We start from the raw sequence: 20,041 nt of genomic DNA, 5'->3' as shown, positions 1-20,041 counted from the left end.
TTATTGATTGCCACTCACTGGATGACCAATCAGACTCTCGTATTCATCAAACAACTCCCTGGTTCGTGTTTTATCGGAATGAAAAAAAGACGAGCGTTGTTTGTCAATACAATACGTCTGAATTGCTTCATGCTTATTACTCACAATGTTACTTAACATTGCATTTAATAAACTCATTTTTTCTTGCAAAAGTGACACATCGTCAGCATCAAAAGTAAACTTGAATACAAATTTCAACCAGCTTAGTCGCGATTCAATCTTTTCTTGTAGCGCTCGCTTTGACTTATCACTGGCTCTGGCCTGGTGGTGAGAAGATGGCTCTTTTTGAGCAGGAGCTGAAAAAAACTCAACGGATGCGTTGGGCTTCACGACAATAACATCATTACCTTCCTTTTTTCTAAACTCGGCACATTGCGCCTTAAACCCGTGAGTTCCTTTAAAGTCTTGTTCAATCGTTTCTTTACCGAATAACATCTTAACTGCCAGACGAATGTCAGCAGCGACGAAAGAATGATAATGTTTATTCAGCGCTATTTCGTGGCCCGCAGTATCGGTATTCGAATCACTAACACCCAATTCGTTGATTTGCGAATCAATAAACAACCGCTTCTCTTCAAGATGGTCGCTATCTCCAAACATAAACACGCGAAAGGCTAATGCCCATTGTGTTCCTTTATCTTTGGCTGGATAGTTATCCAGTGTTTTATAGAGCCACACAAATGTATTTACAATATCGCTTTTTGCAAAAATCGGCTTGATATTCCCGCTCTCATCAAGAAAACGGACTTCAATTAATTTGGAGAAATGACTGAGTAATGTGTTTGTATCAACATGAAGACACCCTCTTTTTAAATTTTCATCTAAATGGAGCAAGCAAAGCACTTTGAATAACTTAAAAAGATTACGGAGTAATGCATCCATATTAGAGGTATTTTGCACAAACCCGATATACAACGAATCCCAATTAAATAATTGCTTCCGATCCTCTGTATTTAATTGTTGATTTATTTTTGCGGCTGTTGCAGAGACATCGTTGGTTATGCCTAATGCAGACAAGATGCCTTGGAAAAATTGAGCCTTTTTGCTAATAAAATCAGGGCTAGACAATTGTTCACTCGTGTAAGTCGTTGTCATGGGAAAGCCCCTCATAAAAATATTAAATTAATTTTTAAATATCTTATTAAGAGCAATATTGTACACATAATGGCCAATAAGATCAATGATTGCGTCACCCCGTTTAACAAAGGAGAAACGTACCGGATTTATGACTTCTTGTGTCTGACTCTACTGCCCAATGCAGCCCATAAACCATATAAAAAGATTAGCAGCAATCAACACTGTATGTCCGAAAAGGTGAAATCAAAAAATTATCCTCAATAAATTCTCAGACTTAAACCGCAATCCAAGACACCGCAACCGAATCACGATGCCGGGTTAAGGCGACAAAGCTTAAGTTTTTATCCCAGTATTGACTGTCGATAAGTACCTTGACGTTATCCACGGTCATGCCCTGCGCTTTATGGACAGTAGCGCATAGCCGTATTCGATATACCGGTAAGTCTTAGGAATTATCACTTGTTCGCCACTGTCTAATTGGGCAGTCAAACTCTCTTTGTCTATAGCAAGGATGGTGGCTAAGTCGCCATTACAAATGCCAATGGCTTTGTCGTTTTGGCGCAGCAGAATGCGTTCACCCTGGGCCAGCGCGATGGTTTTTTCGCCCACCTTCGCTTGAATAGGCAAAATCCTGATGGCCAATCATGTCCTTATTCTTCAAGCGCTCTCTTGCCTGCTCGTTGAGGGAATAGACGGCGACCCTGCTTGCTATTCAGCAACATATAATGTCCTAATGGGTGCAGATACATGGTTTTGTGCTGATGGCTCTTTAGCTTATTACAACATTCCCTGGTGGTCCTGTAGTGCGTTTAGGGCTTGCCCTAATACTACTTGGATGCTGTCTTCAGACGGACTGACTTGTATAAAACCAACAACAAACTGTACAGAAACACCAGCCACTGTTTCTGAAGTGAAATTAATTGCAGCCATAGTCCATGGAGAAGCATCAGTAAACAGCACTTACGAAGAGAAAGCAGCGATTGCAAATGCTCTTGTTAGAAAAAGTAAAGCCTATGGCTATAGTACGGTCAATGACTTCATAGCTAATAGAAAAAAGCAAGTTTCATCCACAAACCCACCCAATTTACGGGTGAAGCAAGTTTTATGTTCAAATCTTGAGATGGACTTCTCTGTTTTAAATGAAATTGCCTTAAATGCTCTTGATCCAGATGGAATCGATTATGCTAATGGTGGATGTTTTTTGATCTAAAAACTGCGGGAACAAAACATCTGCATTACCCATGGGGATATAAATTCACTAATCCTTCTCACGATATTCTGAATGTGGGTGATACACCAGCAATGAATCTAAACGGGGATTGGGGAAGTTATGTTAAAGGAAACAGGTACGATTTAGACACAGCAGTGAATCATTCGGTTAACCCGGCAATCACTCCCGATGGGGATATATTGCCCCTTTCGTATTGGTGGAAAATTGAATTTAATAATAATGACTATCTATGTATTAACACCCCTCTATCTCCTTCTGGCCACGGGGCTAATATAATGCAGCATTACATTGTTGAAAATGTATCTAATGCGGCAACACCCATAATCTATTTTTACTTCTTTGATAAAGAGGTTATGCCAATCACTACAACGAACTGAACTGGAAAACGCATACAGCCCATTGAGTGAGCTTGGGCTGTTTTAATCCTAAAGAATAGGGCTACTTATGACTTTCTATAAAATTCAATGCAGCATCCGCTAAAAAGGAGGAGCGATTTTTTATCGCATGACTTTTTGTATACAAATCAATCAATTTTAAAACCCGTTCCGGCATGGTAATATTAATATGTTTTGCCTTACCGGATATTTGACTTAAATCCACATCAACAAATGCCCAAACTCCGTCGGAAAACTCTTCTTCATTTATCCAGCGATCTAAAGGGAGCCAACAGGGATGGATTCATTATCAAACAAGAGGCCTTCAAGATGACACTCAATGGCCTCGATAACATTATTCAGCGCTTCATCATACGTACTACCGGCAGAATAACATCCAGGAATATCGGGAATCATCACGCCAAAATCACTGTTTTCATCTTTATGAATAACGGCGGGATATCTCATTTTATATCCTCCTTATCAATACCAGCCTGTTTAAAAATGCTGGCTACTGTTTTAATGGGTAAATCTTTCTTTGGATGGGGTATGGTTACCCTACCCTTTTTGGTTGGATGTTTAAATTGACAGTGACTGCCTTTTTGATGATATTTTACCCAACCATCACGCTCTATTATTTTTATTCTGCGCTTTTCATAATAAATTACACACACCATACAAGAAATCGGCAACGATATAATTAAATCGATACCTAAACCGGTGTAGGAAATTTGTCAAAAACTCACTTTAATACACTCTTATTTATGCGGTTTTAGGCAGGAATTCACCAAATCATTACATCACAAGACATTGATTTTAAATGAATTTAATAATTATCCATACAGCTACGAACCAGGGGGTCGGAGGTTCGAATCCTTCCGGGCGCGCCAATTCTCGCTGTAAAATCAATAAGTTAAAAAATACCTTGGGAAGGTTCAAAAATCGAGTGTGGGGAATTTGTCACGTAAACTCTCCTAACCTTCCTAAGTTATGCCCTCATCAATCCAGTTGAATTAATCCTGCTAGCTGCATTCTTTAAATGATCACTTGAAAGATGCGCATAACGCAACACCATCTCAAAACTGGACCATCCACCTAACAACTGAAGCTCTTGCAGGCTTGTTCCATTTTATTTTCTACCTCTGCTTTTGATTTTACTCTCTTAGCAGGGTGTCCGACAAATCAGGGCAGGATCAATTTTTGGCGATTATTGATATTCATAAAATCAAATACGGTATTGATTTTGAGGCGAAATCGTTGATTCGGCTGACAGGGACGAGGCACTGGTGAGATTAGGAGCGTCAGCCTCCGCAATGAGTTGTAAACACTCCCTGGCATCCGTACTAGCTCTGGCAAAAACCGGGAAATTATAATCCTCGGTGGAGGAAACTAGTTGATTATCCTTCACTTGACAATAAAGTCTATCTCCGGTGGCGTGGATACGTTGACTGACGGTTTTTAATAACGCATTAAAATGGCGTTGTTGGGTGTTAGATGGAATAATAAGTGAATCATGACCATTGGCTATGGCGATGCTATATTGTGCAAAATGGTAGCACCGCATCAGATCCAATTGGTGCGCCAGATTCATGATGTGGAAAAGAGCTTCTTTTTTAGGGGTAATTTTTTTGGATTTTAAGTAATCTGGATTACCCATGTTGAGGATCAGTTCTGCGTATTTCTTGACATCGTCCTTTGACATTTTGTCCCGTGCATACAGAATGAACTGTTCAGCAGATCGCTGGCGATATTCTCGATATTTATCCGGATTGCTTTTAAAAGCAAGATCCGATTCGCGTCCGGAAACACTAAAAAGCATGCAAAGTTGCAGTTTCTTCAGTTCTTCACTGTTAAGATTCTGGCAAAGCTGGCTTAATTTTGGTTTTGCAAATTGCTGGAAATACTCGACCACAAGTGGGATGTAAGTGGCTACTCTGAGAGAGTGAGCCAAGCCATGATTAGGGCGATGGATTACCTGATTATCATGCTTCAATACAGCATCAGTACTATCCATATCAGTTTCTTTATAAGCCTTACTTAAGTGATGAGTATAGACATACTCTGCTTCACTGATTAACCCAGATGAATTACCTATCTTAAGTTGCATAATAAGATGACTGATTTTAGTTGAGGCCTCCCTCAACGGCTCATATAACAAATTGGAGTCCCTTACTTTTTCAACAAGCTTTCCCATTTTTTTGTTGAGAGCCTCAAGCTTTGCTATTTTCTCACTGGGTTTATGCTTGTTATTTTCAAACCAGATGATGAGTTTGTCGAGGTATTTTATCTGGTCCTGAACCTCTGCAGCCTCGTTTTTTTTAATAGAATTACTAAGCGATTTCCATAATGAGAATGGCGTTTTCTGTGGAGGAGGAACCTGCCCCTTTAAATAATCGATTTGTTCACGAAGGGAAATAAGCTGTGTCCTGATCTCAGCATTGACAGTCGAGTAAGAGGAAGGATCAATACCATCAAGGCTTCTCACGACAAAAGCTTCAAATACCTTTCTGCCCTTGTCCTGGCTGAAGGAACCGAATGCCAATTGTGTGCCTGGAACAAGTAGAACTTCCTGCTCATCGCCTTTATAAGACAAATCCTGTACACGCTTACCAATCGCATGGTGAGGTTGAGAAATCTTCAGTGTTGTGTCGGTGCCTGATAATTTCATGGCATTCATGTCTTCAGAAGAACTGATAAATCCCTCCTGGCGTACAGGGATATGAGTGCCGATTGCTTTATGGCGTTGTTTCCATACACCATCAGGAATTCGATGGCTCCTCTCAGCACGATAGACCTCCTGGAGGCTGTTGTCATTGGAATCATTAGGTACTTCTAATCGGGTTAAACCATGTGCGGCAAGGCAACTGGCCAGAACAATTTCCTTCACTATCTCGGTTAATCTATCCGATGACAGTTCTTTAAAGCTTATATCACGCCCCTGAGTTCGTAAAAACGAATTAATTTCTTCATAGAAATTTGAGGTATACAGCGTTATTGCCAATTTTTCACCATACGTCAGCTTTGTGTAAAGTTTGTTTTTATCAGCTTTTTCATAATCTTCTTTTCGGGGAATAAATACACCGCCTTCCAAAGAGGGTTTATGGCTGGCAGTTTGAATAAACATTTCATAACGCTTGGTAACCTGATCCGAAAAAGAAAAATGCTCAAAATCAGGCTGATGCAGTAAAATTTGAGTTAAATTAAAGACCCGATCGTTAAATGCTACCTCCAACTCACCCAACGCATTAAAGCGGCATTGAGCTTTCTGGGTCGGACTGATGAATAGTTCGATGATTTGTTCCAAATCTTTTGTGGCGTCACTCTTTAGTCTAGGGCCTTTTTTGAGATACCCAAGCACTTTACTGTATGACATATAGACAAGACCAGCATAGATCCATATAGTACAATTTTAGTCTATTAAGATTTATTTTCAATCAATTAGAGGTTCTTCTCCCCAAAACAAATCCGTAAAAACTAGAAAAAACTGGCTTCTGTGGCCTTCAGTCGGAATTGATTTGACATTAAATTGTTCAAAGAATAGTGCGGGCGAAAATTGTTGTAATCCAGCCTCCTTTCTTCAATTTTTCTTTTAGAATCATCCAAAGAAAGAAACCATTGGCTAGTAAACTTATTACCTTCATGGCAATTTAAATAGAGAATCAATACATCTTCCGTCAATCACTGATTTATTGGCCTCTACATCCACCCAAGTTTGAATATTTAATAAATGAAAGACACTTGACAGGATTCGCTCCCATTAATTTCCCATGCTCCTGCTGATAGCGTGTTTTCAAACTATTAAATTTATTATCGCTAAGATCATTGTCTATTAAGCAGGCGGTTTTTGCTATGCCATCCAGTCGATTGTACATTTTTCCTAAACTACGCCACTGTCTCTCATTATTCCCCATATTTTTCAGAGTAGGAGGCGGCTGGCACAGGAATTTTCCGGGTAATTATTTCCCAAAACACCCATACTTTCCAACATTAACAGGAGAACCCGGGATACAGGCAGTGCCCTCCTCCCAGGTTAGAGGCTGACGGTCACGTATGTGCTTTCAGCCCAGTTAACTGCTCTTTGCCAATCGTATTCTTTCAATGCCTGGCTTTTTGTTTGCTATAATTTTAAAAAAAATCATGTCGAAATTTTTATGGATGAAAATAAATATGATTTTCGTATCATCGTCATTGATGACAATACCGAAATACATAAGGACTTTATCAAAGTTTTAACTAAAACAGCAAAAAATGAGCTCGAAGACTTAGCGCAACAACTTTTTGATATACCGAATGCAGACTCAGACAACCTGGTTTTACCGCACTTTAAAATAGACACAGCGACGCAAGGACAGGAAGGTGCAGCGCTTATTGAAAAAGCAACCAGAGAGCAGGAACCTTATGCCCTCGCCTTTGTCGATGTTCGTATGCCACCTGGCTGGGATGGAATTGAAACCATTAAGCATATATGGGCCATCGACCCGGATATTCATGTCGTGATTTGCACGGCCTATTCCGATTACAGCTGGGAAGAAACAATTCAAGAACTGGGTCATAGTGATAATTTCCTTATTTTAAAAAAACCCTTCGATCATATTGCTGTGCGCCAATTAGCCTATGCATTGACCAGAAAATGGAAATTATTGCGTGAATCCCGTGTTTATACCAAATCGTTGGAACAGGAAGTGGAAAAGCGCACCGAGCAATTAAGGTATCAAGCGACCCATGATGCACTTACCGGCCTGGCCAATCGAGCCCTGTTGCATGATAGGATGCAGCAGGCCATTGCTGCATACAAGCGTTACCAAACCAGCTTTGCCGTTGCATTTTTCGATTTGGATCGATTTAAGCTTATCAATGACAGTTTAGGTCATCCCGCCGGCGATGAATTGCTCGTCACGGTAGCCAGGCGTTTATTATCCGCAGTCCGCTCTTTCGATACGCTATCCCGATTAGGTGGCGATGAATTTGTAATGATCATTACAGAACTAAAGAAAGTAGAGGACATATCAAAAATTGTCACTAAGCTATTAAATATTATTAAAGAGCCTGTGCAGGTGGCTGATCATGCTTTCAGCATCACGAGCAGTATGGGTGTTGCTATCTATCCTCATGATGGTCAGGAAATCGATGAATTATTACGTAATGCCGATGCTGCAATGTATCAGGCCAAAAAATTAGGGGGGGATCAGTTCCAACTTTATTCCCAGGATATGAATGAGAAAGTATTAGAACAGCTTGAGCTTGAATCCCAGTTGCATCAGGCGATGGATAAGAAGGAAATGGTACTCTGGTATCAGCCGCAAATTCATATTCAGAGTCACAAACTGCAGGGGGTCGAGGCCTTAATTCGTTGGAATCATCCCACTCGCGGTCTACTCTTACCTATCGATTTTATCCCTCTTGCGGAACGGACAGGCTTAATAATCCCATTAGGTGATTGGGTGATAAAAGAAGCCTGTCTGCAAAATAAACGTTGGCAAGAAAGCGGGCTGCCGCCCATACGCATGGCAGTCAATGCCACTGTTCAGCAATTAAATCAAAATGATTTTGTCGAGAAAATTAAAGATATTTTGCTGGAGACAAAACTGGAGCCCAGGTATTTTGAGGTTGAACTCAGTGAAAGTTCGATCGTGGATGATTCCATTATTGACAAAATTAATGAATTAAAGAATTTCGGGGTTGAAATTGCTTTGGATGATTTTGGCACAGGCTACTCTAACTTGCATCATTTGCGTCATTTAGCCTTGAATCGTTTAAAGATTGATCGTTCATTCATTCATAATATTACTCGTAACGATGAAATCATTATTCAAGCGGTTATTGCAATGGCAAGAAATTTGAATTTAGAAGTTCTTGCGGAAGGGGTTGAGACACAAAAACAGCTTGATTTCCTAAAAGGTAACGAATGCAACCAGATTCAAGGGTTTTATTTTAGCAAGCCATTACCTGCATCGGAATTAACCAAGTTACTAGAGAACCCCGATTCCATTAATGACATGTTAAGAGAAGCCAGAAAGGAATAAACATGACGAATAGAAAGGCACTATTTATCGTATTAGTGGTTTGTCTTGGTCTAATGGCTGGCTATTTTTTTTGGGGAATCAAAAGACATTCTTTGTTACCTACTTATTTTACCTACACAAAAGAGGAACAAGCCTCGTTGTCAGGATTAGCGACGAAGCAAATAATAACAGAAAACGCATTAAAGAAATGGGATAGCCTGATGTTTGAATTGATTAAGTCCAATAAGTTAGGTGATGCCCCGGCGTCTCGCATCTATGCTTATGTCTATACAGCGCAGCGCGATGCTACTTTTTTATCGTATAATGTGAAACAGCAATTTGCAGGTAATCTCGATGTTATTTCTGGCGATGTTCTCTGTTTGTTTTTTCCCAATGATTGCTCCAAAATTAAATCTCAAATAAAGAGCGACAACTATTCAAGTCAGCTATCCAGGCTTGTTTTAAGTAAAATCAAAGATCGTATCGCTGAAGACGCCTCAAAAGAGAAGTTATCCACTCAACCTTCAGGCGCAGGGTATTGGCTCGGAATAAAACCTTATTTTGGACAGGAGGTAGGCTCCTGGAAACCCTGGGTAATTACTTCTGTCGAACCCTTTATGCCCATAAAACCACCAGCAATTGGTGCGCAAGCCTGGCAAATGCAACTTAAAAAAACAGAAACGGCGTTAAACGCCATTACACCGGAACAAACAAAGGCTGTTGTGTTCTGGGCTGGGAATCCTTCGACGATAACGCCGCCAGGAATTTGGTTAAAATTCGCTAATGATTACATGGAAAAGGAGCAGTTACCATTGGCCAACAGGGTATTCGTTCGTTCGGTATTAGCCATGGGTATTGCCGATTCAGTCATAGCTATTTTTGCGGCTAAATACACTTATTGGATAAAAAGGCCATTCATGTTGAATCCCGGTTTACATACAGTCATGCCCACACCCAATCATCCGAGTTATCCGGCAGGCCACTCTGGCATTTCGGCCACTGCCGCCACCATTTTAACTTACTATTTCCCGAAAAATAAATCAGATTGGTGGAAAAAAGCCCAAGAGGCAAGCTCAAGCCGCATATGGGGCGGAATCCATTTTCCCGTTGATGCTCAGGCGGGATTAACATTAGGTGAAAAGGTTGCGAATACAGTCGTCAATTCCCAGCCTCAAATCATGGATGCAAAATGAGTATTCGCTATAAAATTTTGCTCAGCATGTTAATGGTCGCATTGCTTTTCATTCCATTGAATATTTACTTATTAAAACGCTACGTCGATGTTAATCAACATTTTTTAACCATTGTTGATAAAACAGTTCCTCGATTAGAGGCGCTGTTAACTATGAAAAATTTAACGACACGCATCGATTTGTTTATTAAGAATTTTAACATCAAATTTAATCAGGCAACAATTAATAGCAATACACCAAGCAAAATTGGCTCAGTAAAAGATGAGTTTTTGGCTCTGTTAGAAGAGCTTGGGGAACAGCAGAACACATATAAAAAATATCAGATAGAAACGACCAGAACAAACGTAAAGAAGCTCAATCGCTTGAGGGATGATGTTATTCTGGCGGCTTTAGACGTTTTTTCTGTGAAAGAGCAAAACAAGCCTCCGAAAGAATTAGCCATTAAAGCAAAACATCTTGCGGACAAGGAACACGAGCTGAATGAGTTTATAAAAATTTTGCTTTTACAGGAATCGACTTTTTTAGAGGAGGAACGACAAGGGATAAATAGCGCATCCCTTGAACTAAGAAATCTGATCATTATTCTAAATACCGCAATCATTTTAATCATCCTTTTCTTAAGTTTTTTCCTGACGAAAGTGATATCAAAACCTATTATTCACCTTAGCCAGTTTGCTAACAACATCGATTATGACAATTTAAAACCTCTTTTGCCTATTCTTAGCAATGATGAAATAGGTGATTTACAGAATCATTTGAACAACATGCTGCAAAAATTAAATAAAGCCAAGGCGACTTTAATTGAAACATCCCGCTCTGCCGGCGTGGCTGAAATTGCTACAAGCATTCTGCATAATGTAGGCAATGTATTAAACAGCATCAATACGTCAGTAGCTTTATTATCAGAAAATATTCAACTGTCTTATGTATCACAATTACCTAAATTGCTCGACGTTATTGAGGATAATAAAAATAATTTGGATTATTATATTAACCACGATGAACGAGGCAAATTAGTTATACCTTATTTTAAAAAATTGATAGGGCAATTAACGGATGAAAAAGTCAAGAGTCAGGAAGAATTAGAAACTCTGAACAAAAATCTAACTCATGTTAACCAAATTATTGCAATGCAACAAAGCGCCAGCCGTCCTGGCTCACAGATTCTTGAACGCATTGATATAGACGATTTAATTGAAGAAATATTACTTTTATATGCCAGTCGTCTTAGAAAAATAAACATTAATGTAGAACGCCAATTTAATCAAACGCCTCCGTTTGTATCCGTGAAAAACAAAATCCAACAGATTCTTATTAATTTGATAAAAAATGCCGTTGATTCCCTGGCAATAAGCACCCAGAAATTAAAAAGACTAATTATAAAAATTGAACTGATGGAAGAAAAAAATCGGCTCCTCATTTGTGTTAGCGATAATGGCTCCGGGATTTCTAAAGAGCATTTACAGAAAATTTTCTCTTTTGGTTTTACAACGAAACAGGAAGGTCATGGTTATGGTTTACATAATTGTGCCTTACTGGCTAAAGAATTAGGCGGACAGCTTCAAGCTGACTCTGTTGGTCTTGACCAGGGTGCCACGTTCACGCTCATTCTGCCTTTCGAGGCCGAAAACGTCTCCTGATTAAACTCTTGTGAGGGATAAGATAGATGACAACCCCCGGGATACAGGCTGCACCCTCCTCCCAGCCTACTGCTAAAAGAACAATGAAGTCAGACGAAATGCAACCCCACCACGAAAATTGCATTCACCAGCGTATTTTTTGATTAAATCTTAGTATTAAAAAGGGTATTATTAACGCAGACAATTTTAGGAAGAAACGTAAATTTACTACTGAGTTTGATTATGCCTCAACCCTTTATTATTTATAAATCCCTTCATTCTGGAAATTCAAGAAAAATTACCGTTATCAATGGGCAGCCTTATTATCAATCAACTGGGATAAACTCGGGGAATAAAGATCTTTGGTATCCTTTTATTATGATTAGAGGTACTAAAGAAGTGAATATCGATGAGTTACCGCCAGATTACAGCCGGGTTATGTTCAGTAGGGCCATGCACCTGTTGGAGGCTAATGTTCTCGTGAAATATGAGGCATGCTATTTAATTAAAGAGAAAAACGATATCCTAGCCAATGAATTACATGAGGGTCGACTTCCCACCAAATCCGCACTCATCATGAGTTCTCGACTGAGTGGAGGTGATGTTTTTGAATCCGAAGAATTACAAGCCTACGGATTAACCGAAAGCGAGATTATAAAAGCCCATACTCCAATTGAATTTGACAGTCAGGCACTTGCTACCCTGACCGATGTTGACGAAGTGAATGATTGGTTGATAAACCAAGGGGCCATGGTTTTAAAAAAAATAACTTGTCCAAAGCCAAATCATTTTGGCCCAGACAATGATTTTGATGTCTCTGAAGAAAGCCATCAAAAAATAATTTCTGAAATCAATGCCTATATGAATTCACGAGGCACAATGGAAGATGACCAAGCCGTATTGAATTTAAGGAGCAGGATGTTTCGTCATAGCGAATTAACCAAAAATAAAATGGATGAAGCGTCTTACCTTCTCAAGCATGTACAGTCGACAAGGAATGCGAAATTATTAATAAAAACAGTGTCGAACATGATGTATACCGATTGTGACCTGGAAAACACGAATAAGATAACCCATCTATTGACGACGAGTAGATTCAAAGCGTGTTTGCAAACTATCCATGCGATTTTAGCCAACGAGAGTATCAGGTACAATCAAGATAAAAATCAGCCCGAGTCTTGCTATGATAAAGCGGAGTTTGACTTTCCTACTGGGGCTTCATACCCCGGTAAAGTTAGCTGAATTACTAACCACGCTCACTCATGCCCTGAGCTATTTTCGATAACAATAACTCAGGGATATGACAGCTGACAGCCAAAGAGGCTATTAACCACCCCCGTTGTACCGCAAAAAAGCGATGAAGATTTTGATTTTCTGTAAAGCAGCATTAATCATACCGATTTTTTGTCGCCGGAATGTTCTTTAATATACTCGAGCAGCTCGAGCATTGATCAAACCACGTGATTTTTTAATTGCCATTTAGTTTTTTATGGCACAATTATGACGAATCAATGCAATATGGGCAACAATGTCTAGACGCAAACAAATCGAAACTAAAACCAGCGCCTCAAGGAATACCACCATTTTTTCTTCGCGTGTATTAGCCAATCGGCCGATGGTTAAGATCAATGGAAAGGTGCATTATTTATCTTCAGGCACCAGCATGCAACACGCTGCAGGGAAAGTTGTTGCACTGTTTGAAAATACCTGGATGCGTGCCTGTGGCGTTGGAGCATTAGAAAAAGACGGCTCCAGAAAAATCAATAAAATGGGTAACATTGAACTCTTGCTCGATGTCGATGATGAGCGAAAAGCGTTTGATTGGGCTGTCATTAAAACAATTCGCCAGGCGATTCCTGACTTTAGCGAAGAATCATTAAAATCATTTTACGACGAGTTAAAGCAGATAACCGGTGAAGATGACAGCATGGTCAGAAGAGGGCTGTCAAGCTCGCTGGGTAAGATAGCACCTGACGATTTACTTTTAAGCGGCGCCTTATCCCGCCATTCCCCCTTCTTTAACCACACCACGGTGGGACGGGAAATTCGAAAAAGAGGAATGGAAGAGTACGGCAACATCGAGATACGCGAAGAACTGGATTTAACTGATAAGCCGGTTGCTGTTGACTACCCAGAGGTCTCTGATCCTGACTTCGAGTTACTAAACGATGAGCATTTGCCAAACTATGTGCCACCTGGCGCACCCAGTCGTCCTCTTAAACCAGGTACTCACCCAAAAGATAGTCTATCCAACGATGAACTACGAGCGATCTTAGCAACATACCAATCGAAATCGTTTATGGGATTTTTGGGAAGACTCTGGCTTTTTTCCTGCTTTATTTCACCCTATAGAAGCCAAACCATGATCCAATTGAGTTTATTACTGGAAAGACAAACTATCAGTCGTGAAACCATTTGCGCCGCTATTCGCAACGATGACGATGGCTTGCGTCGGCTGTCATTATTCAATCATAAAGAGGATAGCCAAAGTAATGGTACAGGTACCGATGAAGTCATTGTGCGGCTTAAAGCCCAGTTGAGATAAACCCTGTAGAAACAGACCGCGGCACGTTGGTATTGGCTATTTTCTTAGCAACTGCCGTCATGACTGTTTCTATGTTCAGGCAGCAGACAAATCTCTAATCTTAAAACCAATGTGAAATTTTGTAGTACAGATTCCTGTTAGTCGTCTCTCACTTCCTCATTAATGTTCACTTAACAATCTTTTAGTACAATTATTAGCCTAGCAATCTGAACGGTGATGAAATGAATAGAGAAACAATTGCTCAGTTAACCAATGAAGCACTGGTAAAAATAAAATTTAAATCTTACTCTGCTGAGTCACATGACTGGCATGATTTTACCCTGTACGGATACTCTGGTGCCAAGATGGTTAAAAAAGCCATGACAGCCTTGGAAGGTGGCGATATCGAGCCCATCCTTAAGCTTATTAAAAAAATTGATGAAAGTATGATGCGCTACGAAGAAAATGACTATAGCTTTTATGAGCAGTTATACCAATATCAGCTTGTTTATGAGGCGACAAGCCATAGAACCGTTCACTACCCTACTCACAAGCCTGCTGATCTTATTGAATCTCATCAGAAAAGCCTGACACGATTAAAAGAGATTTCTGCTCTCTTAAAAACTGAATTGAATATCCCTTTGCAGACTCAAGAAGAGCGAAGCGCTGAAAATAAAAATCATATTGTGTCTTTACTTATGGAAGCGATTTATCAAGTCAGTGTGCCTGCACCTGCCAACCCATGGCAAGCTAAAGATTTTACCCGAATAAGAGATTTAATTTCTTTTGAACAAATTGAGCATTCAATTGAAGCATTACACCATGGGAATCTGGATCCTGTACTTGATTTAATACGATTGATTGCTCAAACCATCTCTAAGCATCTTGAAGACGTACCGTTATTTTTGAAAGCTCTCGAAGAATACAGGAAGGAGTATAATCCTGAATTTTACATTGCTACCCTATCGCCCGATGAGGTGGCCAGGATTCATCAGGAGAACCTTGCTCGATTGCAGGAAATTCATGCTTTATTGCAAGACGCAGCGCTTAATCCATCATTGCAATTCCTGGCCATCGTCGGCGATAACCAGGCGGATAAATCCAAGCCCAGTCCAGCCCACTTGTTTTTCAAAGATGGGGCTAATCACGATCTTCTCAAAATGGTTATGCAATACGCAGGTTTCTTTAAAATGAAACCTGATGAAGATCCAGGTATGTACAGCATGGGAACAAATAAATCACTTCATGACTGAGTGTTTCTTGCAATCCTTTTGCCAACAATGACTGCCGGGCGTGAGTTTGTGATCGAGACAGGCTCAGTCTGGCAGTGACTCTGTTTACGTAACTGAACCCCGGCTTTGCTTTTCAACGCTGCAATTGCATTTTCTTTACCTGCTGAATGATCATCCTCAGGTTTAGCTGTGACTCCTTATTAAGGTCTGATTGATGTATGAATTGTGTTAATAATTTCATTTTCTAATTGAGCAACTACCAGGCCAATTGCACGTTCTACACACAGGGAAAGATTCGATCCCAATTCAATCGTATCAATTTCTATTCCATACAATATTATGTTAGCTGGCAAGGCATTCAGTGAGCAGCCCAGCTGAAGAGCTTGTGAAACGCCTATATCGTGAGTTGAAAATCGATTGTCTGACTCAAAAATTTCATTATTTTCGAAACGATGGATTGTTCCTGCTTCACTCCCTGATTTTACTGCATCAATTATAAAAATCGTACTGGCTTCACTCATCAACTCGATTAATCGAATCCCTGGGCGATCATGACTTTCTATGTTTACGTATTGCGCTATATGGTCGTGTAAAGAGAGTTGTTGTTTTAAAGTTTCTGCTACCCTCCACCCGACTTGATCATCTCCAAAAGGTGAGCCAATGCCTAAAACTTTTATAGATTTCATTCTCAATCCCGATTTACCTTCATTTTCAAAAAATGGGTTGAGCAAGAAATGCAGGGATCATAATTGCGTATGATCATTTCACTGTAGGAGCGTAACATGTCCTCTTCTTTATCTAAACCAAACTGGCCGAGGGATATACGCAAATCCTCTTCAATCCGAGCCTGATTTTGGCTGGTAGGCGGAACAATGCGTGCTGAAGTGACCTGTCCACTGTCATCAAATTGATAATGTTGCCATAACATGCCCCTGGGAGCTTCCGTACAGCCAAAGCCTATGCCGGCATGTGGTGTAACTTCAGGATAAGACTGGTTGGGAATTTCATACTGCTCTAGAATGCGAATGGCTTCCAGAACAGCATAATAAATTTCAACGGCCCTGGCGATAATACTATCGTACATATTTTGAGATGGAAAATTGATTTTTAAACTTTGTAAAAGCAGATGTATTGGTATTGGCAGGTGACCGAAGCAATTATTTACTCGGGCAAGCGGGCCTACCAAATAAGGTTTATTCTGTAACAAACAGTGCAAAGCATTAGAATAAGGAACTTGACTCTCCTTAAAATAAGCATCAAATTCATCAATACTGATATTCAAACCATGGTTAGATACCAGTCTGCCCTCATTTAAGGGATATTCAGTAGGATGATAAAGTGAAACACTCGTAAACTCATGGGAATTATCAGGCAATGAAAGCTCAGCAATCCAGCGAATTAATGCATCACAATCGCCAAGTCCTGCTTTCGCTTTATCTAACATTCTATTTATTTCAGGAAGCGTGGGTGCTTTATAAAAACCGCCAACACAAGCGCCTACTGGATGAATAGAACGACCACCCAGTAATTTAATTAAGTCATTACCCAAAGCCTGCAAACGCATACCACGACGCACCTCTTCCGGATAGACTTTTGCCATTTCAGGTACAGATTTAAATCCTAAAAAATCGGGTAGGGCTAAAAAATGGATATGCATGCTATGACTTTCCAACCATTCTCCGCAATAGAATAAACGGCGCATGGTTCGTACCCAAGGGGTTGGTTTAATACCAAAACAATGTTCAATTGCCTGGGTGGCACTCATTTGATAAGCAACGGGGCAAATGCCACAGATACGTGCCACAATATCTAATACTTCGGTATAATTCCGACCCTCCAAAAATTTTTCAAACAACCTTGGCGGCTCATAAATTTTTAATTTTAATGTTTTAATTTCGCTATTACGAATATGAAGCTCAAGAGCACCCTCACCTTCTACTCGCGCCAAAACGGGAACATTAATTGAGATTTCTTTACTCATTGCAGATTTTTATTCCCCTAAAATAGTTTCCCGCTTTATTAAATTCAGGTGCTTGATTATTAATGTGCAAAAACTTTTGCGCAATGACTTCCCTTGTTAAACCAAGTTGTTCAAACCAATGCCCCAGCGATTGGGTATTCGCTTTTTCTTTTGGACCATAACAAGCATAACATCCCCGCCCCACTGAGGGACATAATGAACCGCAACCCATTTGGGTTACAGGTCCCATGCAGGGTTGTTTTTTGGTAACCAATACGCAAACATTACCTTTGCGTTTACATTCCATGCACTCAGAGTCTCGCTTGATGCGCGGCGCGGCATTCGATAATAAAAACCGAATGGCCTCTAATACTTGCTGCCCATTAACCGGGCACCCCCATAGTTCCCAATCGACTTTAACATGCTTGGAAATCGCAGTTGAGGTAGCCAAACGCTTGATATACTCTGGCGAAGCATAAACATTGGCCATCCAGTCCTTAGAGTCAGCCACATTACGCAAAGCCTGGATTCCTCCAGAGGTAGCACAAGAGCCTATAGTAATAATACATGCGCTGTTTTCACGAATTTTTTTGATGCGTGTTTCTTCATCTGGCGTCGAGATACTCCCTTCAATAAAGGCGATATCTACCTTAGCTTCACTGTCTACTGCACCCGCCTCAGTAAAATGAACTATATCAACCAGCTCAGATAAGGTGAGTAAGTCTTCGCCCGCATTTAAAAATGCTAACTGGCATCCATCACACGATGTAAATTTGTGCACAGCCAAACGCGGTTTCATGCTCATTAGAATCCTGGTTCATGAAATAATTGTTTGATTTCTGAATAAGCAAATACAGGGCCATCTTTGCATATAAAAAAACCACCGTACTGACAATGACCGCATTGCCCAATACCGCATTCCATGTTTCGCTCCATGCTCAGATAGATTTGATGCTCAGGAACTCCTTTTTTGCCAAGCACACTCACCGCTGTACTCATCATCATTTCAGGGCCGCACATCATCGCCACTGTATTTTTTGGGTCCAGCTTGATTTTATCAATCATGTCTGTAACATAGCCAACACTCCATGGCCATTTTGGTCCCGCCTGATCAGCTGCAATATGAACTTCAGTATGGGGTGATTTCTGCCACACTGCATACCGATTTCTAAAAATAAAATCATCGCTGTGTTTCACGCCTTGCAGGATACTGAAATTACCGTATTGCTCTCTTCTTGCCAAAACATAATCAATGATTGATACCGAGGGAGCACAACCCAGCCCGCCTGTTACCACAACAATATTCTTGCCTCTAACTTGTTCGAGTGGCCAGCCCCGTCCATAAGGGCCGCGAACCCCAATTCTATCGCCTTCCTGCAGCTTTTGCAGTGCTCTGGTCACCCGGCCTATAGCACGAATAGTGTGTGTAAGAATCTGCCTGTTATCTGGATCAGACACAATGGAAATAGCGACTTCTCCGACTCCATAAAGATAAAGCATATTAAATTGGCCTGGACAAAAAACAAACCGTTCATGCTGTTCAGGATCGGTAAAACGAAGATGCAGAGTAAAAATAGTAGCTGACTCTTGAATCCGTCCTACAATCTCAGCTTCAAGAGGCAAATAAGGATCAAAATGTGGCTTATTCACTTGCATTAATCCTGACATTCGACTCACCTGAAATCACTGCCAACTCTTCAGTGATATCAATTCCGACAGGACACCAAGTGGTGCAACGCCCACACCCCACACATCCACTTGTATCAAATTGATCAAACCAGCTGCCAACTTTATGGGTTAGCCATTGCCGATACTGTTTACGCGTATCATCACGAACGATTGTTCCGTTTAAAGCACTGTGTCCTGATGTAAAACACGAATCCCATTCGCGCTGATGCTCACTACTTGCACCATCTAAACCTGGTTTTTCTATTTCGCTATGACAAAAACAAGTTGGGCATACAGAGGTGCAATTGCCACAGGACAAGCATCTCTCAGCCACCTCGTCCCATCGAGCGTGATTTAAATTGGCAAACAATAAATCGCGCAAGGCACGCTTATTTTCTAAAGGTATCTTTTTAGTTTGCATCGCTCCAGCCTGGTCTACATTTCTTATGGCCTCTTTGCATTGTCTCATTTTAGCCTTAGCCAATTTTAAACTGTCAATAATTGCATGACCCCGCTCACTGCCTATCTTAACCACAAACCCATCCTCAACCTCAGTCATCAGAATATCAAAAGGGTTCCTGACTTCAGGGCCAGTTCCGGCTGAAACACAAAAACAATTTTCAGAGGAGTAAGTACAATTCACAGCAACGACAAACAATTGGTCACGACGATTTTTATAACGCGGATCAGGGTGGGCACCCTCAACAAAAACTTTATCCTGGATACTCATCGCTGCTAAATCACAAGCACGTGCACCAAGTATTGCAACGGGTATTTCTTCCGGCTGATGGGGTTGAAACGTTAATTTCCCTTGGTCGTTACGAACCACTTTCCATACGGTTTCTACCGGTTTAAACAAAATGGGTTTTATTGCTTGAGGACCATTTGCAAAAGCAAATGCTTTTCTTTCAGAAATACGTTCTAACCTATAGCCGCCTGGCGACTGATGATCACGGACGCCCCATGGTAATTGATCCGCACAATGAAGCACATCATAAACTATTGCTCCGTCGCGTACTTGCGGACCGACACAGGAATACCCAGAGTCTTTCAGGGCATCAAGCAGACCCTGTAATTGCAAATGGGGTAAAAAATAGCTTTTTTTATCATCCATCATCCTAA

Annotated in this window: 20 protein-coding genes and 2 pseudogenes; 8 read left to right on the top strand and 14 right to left on the bottom strand. The window is 40.6% G+C overall.

The annotated features are described in order from the left end of the window. The 3 genes from Lrub_RS07440 to Lrub_RS07435 all read right to left on the bottom strand — a co-directional run bounded on the left by Lrub_RS07440 (position 1) and on the right by Lrub_RS07435 (position 1,758). The gene (locus tag Lrub_RS07440) at positions 1–1,134 is read right to left on the bottom strand and encodes a hypothetical protein (RefSeq protein ID WP_058531526.1); all 1,134 of its coding nucleotides are present in this window, start codon (positions 1,132–1,134) and stop codon (positions 1–3) included. A gap of 256 nt (positions 1,135–1,390) precedes the next feature. Next, positions 1,391–1,501 (bottom strand): hypothetical protein, encoded by a 111-nt coding sequence (locus tag Lrub_RS14545; protein WP_162263129.1) that lies wholly within the window; start codon positions 1,499–1,501, stop codon positions 1,391–1,393. A gap of 2 nt (positions 1,502–1,503) precedes the next feature. After that, the gene (locus Lrub_RS07435) at positions 1,504–1,758 is read right to left on the bottom strand and encodes a hypothetical protein (protein ID WP_133134139.1); all 255 of its coding nucleotides are present in this window, start codon (positions 1,756–1,758) and stop codon (positions 1,504–1,506) included. Between Lrub_RS07435 and Lrub_RS07430 the strand changes: the two genes are divergently transcribed. Both Lrub_RS07430 and Lrub_RS07425 read left to right on the top strand, forming a co-directional pair. After that, positions 1,751–2,326, top strand: a complete 576-nt coding sequence (locus tag Lrub_RS07430; protein WP_058531524.1) for a hypothetical protein — start codon at positions 1,751–1,753, stop codon at positions 2,324–2,326. The two genes, Lrub_RS07435 and Lrub_RS07430, sit on opposite strands and share 8 nt — an antisense overlap. Then, positions 2,311–2,724 carry a hypothetical protein gene (locus Lrub_RS07425; protein WP_058531523.1) on the top strand — a complete coding sequence of 138 codons (414 nt, stop codon included), beginning with the start codon at positions 2,311–2,313 and terminating at the stop codon, positions 2,722–2,724. The genes Lrub_RS07430 and Lrub_RS07425 overlap by 16 nt, the downstream gene beginning before the upstream one ends. Positions 2,725–2,785: 61 nt before the next feature. Here Lrub_RS07425 and Lrub_RS15185 read toward each other — a convergent pair whose 3' ends face one another. The 6 genes and pseudogenes from Lrub_RS15185 to Lrub_RS07405 all read right to left on the bottom strand — a co-directional run. Then, the gene (locus tag Lrub_RS15185) at positions 2,786–2,947 is read right to left on the bottom strand and encodes a type II toxin-antitoxin system HicB family antitoxin (protein WP_272946950.1); all 162 of its coding nucleotides are present in this window, start codon (positions 2,945–2,947) and stop codon (positions 2,786–2,788) included. Between the two features lie 53 nt (positions 2,948–3,000). After that, positions 3,001–3,189, bottom strand: coding sequence for a type II toxin-antitoxin system HicB family antitoxin (locus Lrub_RS15180; RefSeq protein ID WP_272946949.1), 189 nt, complete (start codon positions 3,187–3,189; stop codon positions 3,001–3,003). Further along, entirely contained in the window at positions 3,186–3,398 is a 213-nt protein-coding gene (locus Lrub_RS07415; RefSeq protein WP_058531522.1) for a type II toxin-antitoxin system HicA family toxin, read from the bottom strand. The genes Lrub_RS15180 and Lrub_RS07415 overlap by 4 nt, the downstream gene beginning before the upstream one ends. A 311-nt stretch (positions 3,399–3,709) precedes the next feature. Next, positions 3,710–3,850 (bottom strand): annotated as a pseudogene (locus tag Lrub_RS14745) (site-specific integrase); the annotation flags it as partial. A 96-nt stretch (positions 3,851–3,946) separates the two neighbouring features. Continuing rightward, positions 3,947–6,094, bottom strand: a complete 2,148-nt coding sequence (locus tag Lrub_RS07410) for a SidE phosphodiesterase domain-containing protein (protein WP_058531521.1) — start codon at positions 6,092–6,094, stop codon at positions 3,947–3,949. A 101-nt stretch (positions 6,095–6,195) separates the two neighbouring features. Then, a pseudogene (locus Lrub_RS07405) lies at positions 6,196–6,333 on the bottom strand (integrase core domain-containing protein); the annotation flags it as partial. Positions 6,334–6,872: 539 nt separating this feature from the next. On the opposite strand from Lrub_RS07405, the gene Lrub_RS07400 reads away from it, so the two are divergent. The 6 genes from Lrub_RS07400 to Lrub_RS07375 all read left to right on the top strand — a co-directional run bounded on the left by Lrub_RS07400 (position 6,873) and on the right by Lrub_RS07375 (position 15,312). After that, positions 6,873–8,744 carry an EAL domain-containing protein gene (locus tag Lrub_RS07400; protein ID WP_065235736.1) on the top strand — a complete coding sequence of 624 codons (1,872 nt, stop codon included), beginning with the start codon at positions 6,873–6,875 and terminating at the stop codon, positions 8,742–8,744. 2 nt (positions 8,745–8,746) lie between these two features. Beyond that, positions 8,747–9,916, top strand: coding sequence for a vanadium-dependent haloperoxidase (locus tag Lrub_RS07395; RefSeq protein ID WP_082651458.1), 1,170 nt, complete (start codon positions 8,747–8,749; stop codon positions 9,914–9,916). Next, positions 9,913–11,556 (top strand): sensor histidine kinase, encoded by a 1,644-nt coding sequence (locus tag Lrub_RS07390; protein WP_058531517.1) that lies wholly within the window; start codon positions 9,913–9,915, stop codon positions 11,554–11,556. The genes Lrub_RS07395 and Lrub_RS07390 overlap by 4 nt, the downstream gene beginning before the upstream one ends. 222 nt (positions 11,557–11,778) lie before the next feature. Next, on the top strand, positions 11,779–12,777 hold the full coding sequence (locus tag Lrub_RS07385; RefSeq protein ID WP_058531516.1) for a hypothetical protein: 999 nt from the start codon (positions 11,779–11,781) through the stop codon (positions 12,775–12,777). A 286-nt stretch (positions 12,778–13,063) separates the two neighbouring features. After that, positions 13,064–14,080, top strand: coding sequence for a hypothetical protein (locus tag Lrub_RS07380; protein WP_058531515.1), 1,017 nt, complete (start codon positions 13,064–13,066; stop codon positions 14,078–14,080). 221 nt (positions 14,081–14,301) lie between these two features. Further along, a complete protein-coding gene (locus Lrub_RS07375; protein WP_058531514.1) occupies positions 14,302–15,312 on the top strand; it encodes a hypothetical protein in 1,011 nt (336 codons plus the stop codon). A 179-nt stretch (positions 15,313–15,491) separates the two neighbouring features. On the opposite strand, the gene Lrub_RS07370 is transcribed toward Lrub_RS07375, so the two are convergent. From Lrub_RS07370 to Lrub_RS07350, 5 genes are read right to left on the bottom strand one after another with little or no spacing between them, the layout of a single operon-like run. After that, positions 15,492–15,977, bottom strand: coding sequence for a hydrogenase maturation protease (locus Lrub_RS07370; RefSeq protein ID WP_058531513.1), 486 nt, complete (start codon positions 15,975–15,977; stop codon positions 15,492–15,494). 2 nt (positions 15,978–15,979) lie between these two features. Continuing rightward, positions 15,980–17,272 (bottom strand): Ni/Fe hydrogenase subunit alpha, encoded by a 1,293-nt coding sequence (locus tag Lrub_RS07365; RefSeq protein ID WP_058531512.1) that lies wholly within the window; start codon positions 17,270–17,272, stop codon positions 15,980–15,982. Beyond that, the gene (locus Lrub_RS07360) at positions 17,265–18,050 is read right to left on the bottom strand and encodes an NADH-quinone oxidoreductase subunit B family protein (RefSeq protein ID WP_058531581.1); all 786 of its coding nucleotides are present in this window, start codon (positions 18,048–18,050) and stop codon (positions 17,265–17,267) included. Before Lrub_RS07360 ends, Lrub_RS07365 begins: the two co-directional genes overlap by 8 nt. A 5-nt stretch (positions 18,051–18,055) precedes the next feature. Further along, on the bottom strand, positions 18,056–18,919 hold the full coding sequence (locus tag Lrub_RS07355; RefSeq protein WP_420324347.1) for an FAD/NAD(P)-binding protein: 864 nt from the start codon (positions 18,917–18,919) through the stop codon (positions 18,056–18,058). Further along, entirely contained in the window at positions 18,894–20,033 is a 1,140-nt protein-coding gene (locus tag Lrub_RS07350; RefSeq protein ID WP_193392352.1) for a 4Fe-4S dicluster domain-containing protein, read from the bottom strand. The genes Lrub_RS07355 and Lrub_RS07350 overlap by 26 nt, the downstream gene beginning before the upstream one ends. Positions 20,034–20,041 lie beyond the last annotated feature (8 nt).

Source organism: Legionella rubrilucens (assembly GCF_001468125.1).
Taxonomy (GTDB): domain Bacteria; phylum Pseudomonadota; class Gammaproteobacteria; order Legionellales; family Legionellaceae; genus Legionella_C; species Legionella_C rubrilucens.
The sequence above is the reverse complement of the archived record's forward strand: the minus strand, read 5'-3'. Positions and strand labels throughout refer to the sequence as shown.

Excerpts from the sequence above, each read along its gene's own strand:
- Lrub_RS07395 (WP_082651458.1), top strand. The coding sequence starts at position 8,747 with ATGACGAATAGAAAGGCACTATTTATCGTATTAGTGGTTTGTCTTGGT.
- Lrub_RS07370 (WP_058531513.1), bottom strand. The coding sequence starts at position 15,977 with ATGAAATCTATAAAAGTTTTAGGCATTGGCTCACCTTTTGGAGATGAT.
- Lrub_RS07400 (WP_065235736.1), top strand. The coding sequence starts at position 6,873 with ATGGATGAAAATAAATATGATTTTCGTATCATCGTCATTGATGACAAT.
- Lrub_RS07390 (WP_058531517.1), top strand. The coding sequence starts at position 9,913 with ATGAGTATTCGCTATAAAATTTTGCTCAGCATGTTAATGGTCGCATTG.
- Lrub_RS07355 (WP_420324347.1), bottom strand. The coding sequence starts at position 18,919 with ATGTCAGGATTAATGCAAGTGAATAAGCCACATTTTGATCCTTATTTG.
- Lrub_RS07350 (WP_193392352.1), bottom strand. The coding sequence starts at position 20,033 with ATGGATGATAAAAAAAGCTATTTTTTACCCCATTTGCAATTACAGGGT.
- Lrub_RS07360 (WP_058531581.1), bottom strand. The coding sequence starts at position 18,050 with ATGAAACCGCGTTTGGCTGTGCACAAATTTACATCGTGTGATGGATGC.
- Lrub_RS07440 (WP_058531526.1), bottom strand. The coding sequence starts at position 1,134 with ATGACAACGACTTACACGAGTGAACAATTGTCTAGCCCTGATTTTATT.
- Lrub_RS07375 (WP_058531514.1), top strand. The coding sequence starts at position 14,302 with ATGAATAGAGAAACAATTGCTCAGTTAACCAATGAAGCACTGGTAAAA.
- Lrub_RS07365 (WP_058531512.1), bottom strand. The coding sequence starts at position 17,272 with ATGAGTAAAGAAATCTCAATTAATGTTCCCGTTTTGGCGCGAGTAGAA.
- Lrub_RS07385 (WP_058531516.1), top strand. The coding sequence starts at position 11,779 with ATGCCTCAACCCTTTATTATTTATAAATCCCTTCATTCTGGAAATTCA.
- Lrub_RS15180 (WP_272946949.1), bottom strand. The coding sequence starts at position 3,189 with ATGAGATATCCCGCCGTTATTCATAAAGATGAAAACAGTGATTTTGGC.
- Lrub_RS07430 (WP_058531524.1), top strand. The coding sequence starts at position 1,751 with ATGGCCAATCATGTCCTTATTCTTCAAGCGCTCTCTTGCCTGCTCGTT.
- Lrub_RS07415 (WP_058531522.1), bottom strand. The coding sequence starts at position 3,398 with ATGGTGTGTGTAATTTATTATGAAAAGCGCAGAATAAAAATAATAGAG.
- Lrub_RS07425 (WP_058531523.1), top strand. The coding sequence starts at position 2,311 with ATGTTTTTTGATCTAAAAACTGCGGGAACAAAACATCTGCATTACCCA.
- Lrub_RS07410 (WP_058531521.1), bottom strand. The coding sequence starts at position 6,094 with ATGTCATACAGTAAAGTGCTTGGGTATCTCAAAAAAGGCCCTAGACTA.
- Lrub_RS07380 (WP_058531515.1), top strand. The coding sequence starts at position 13,064 with ATGTCTAGACGCAAACAAATCGAAACTAAAACCAGCGCCTCAAGGAAT.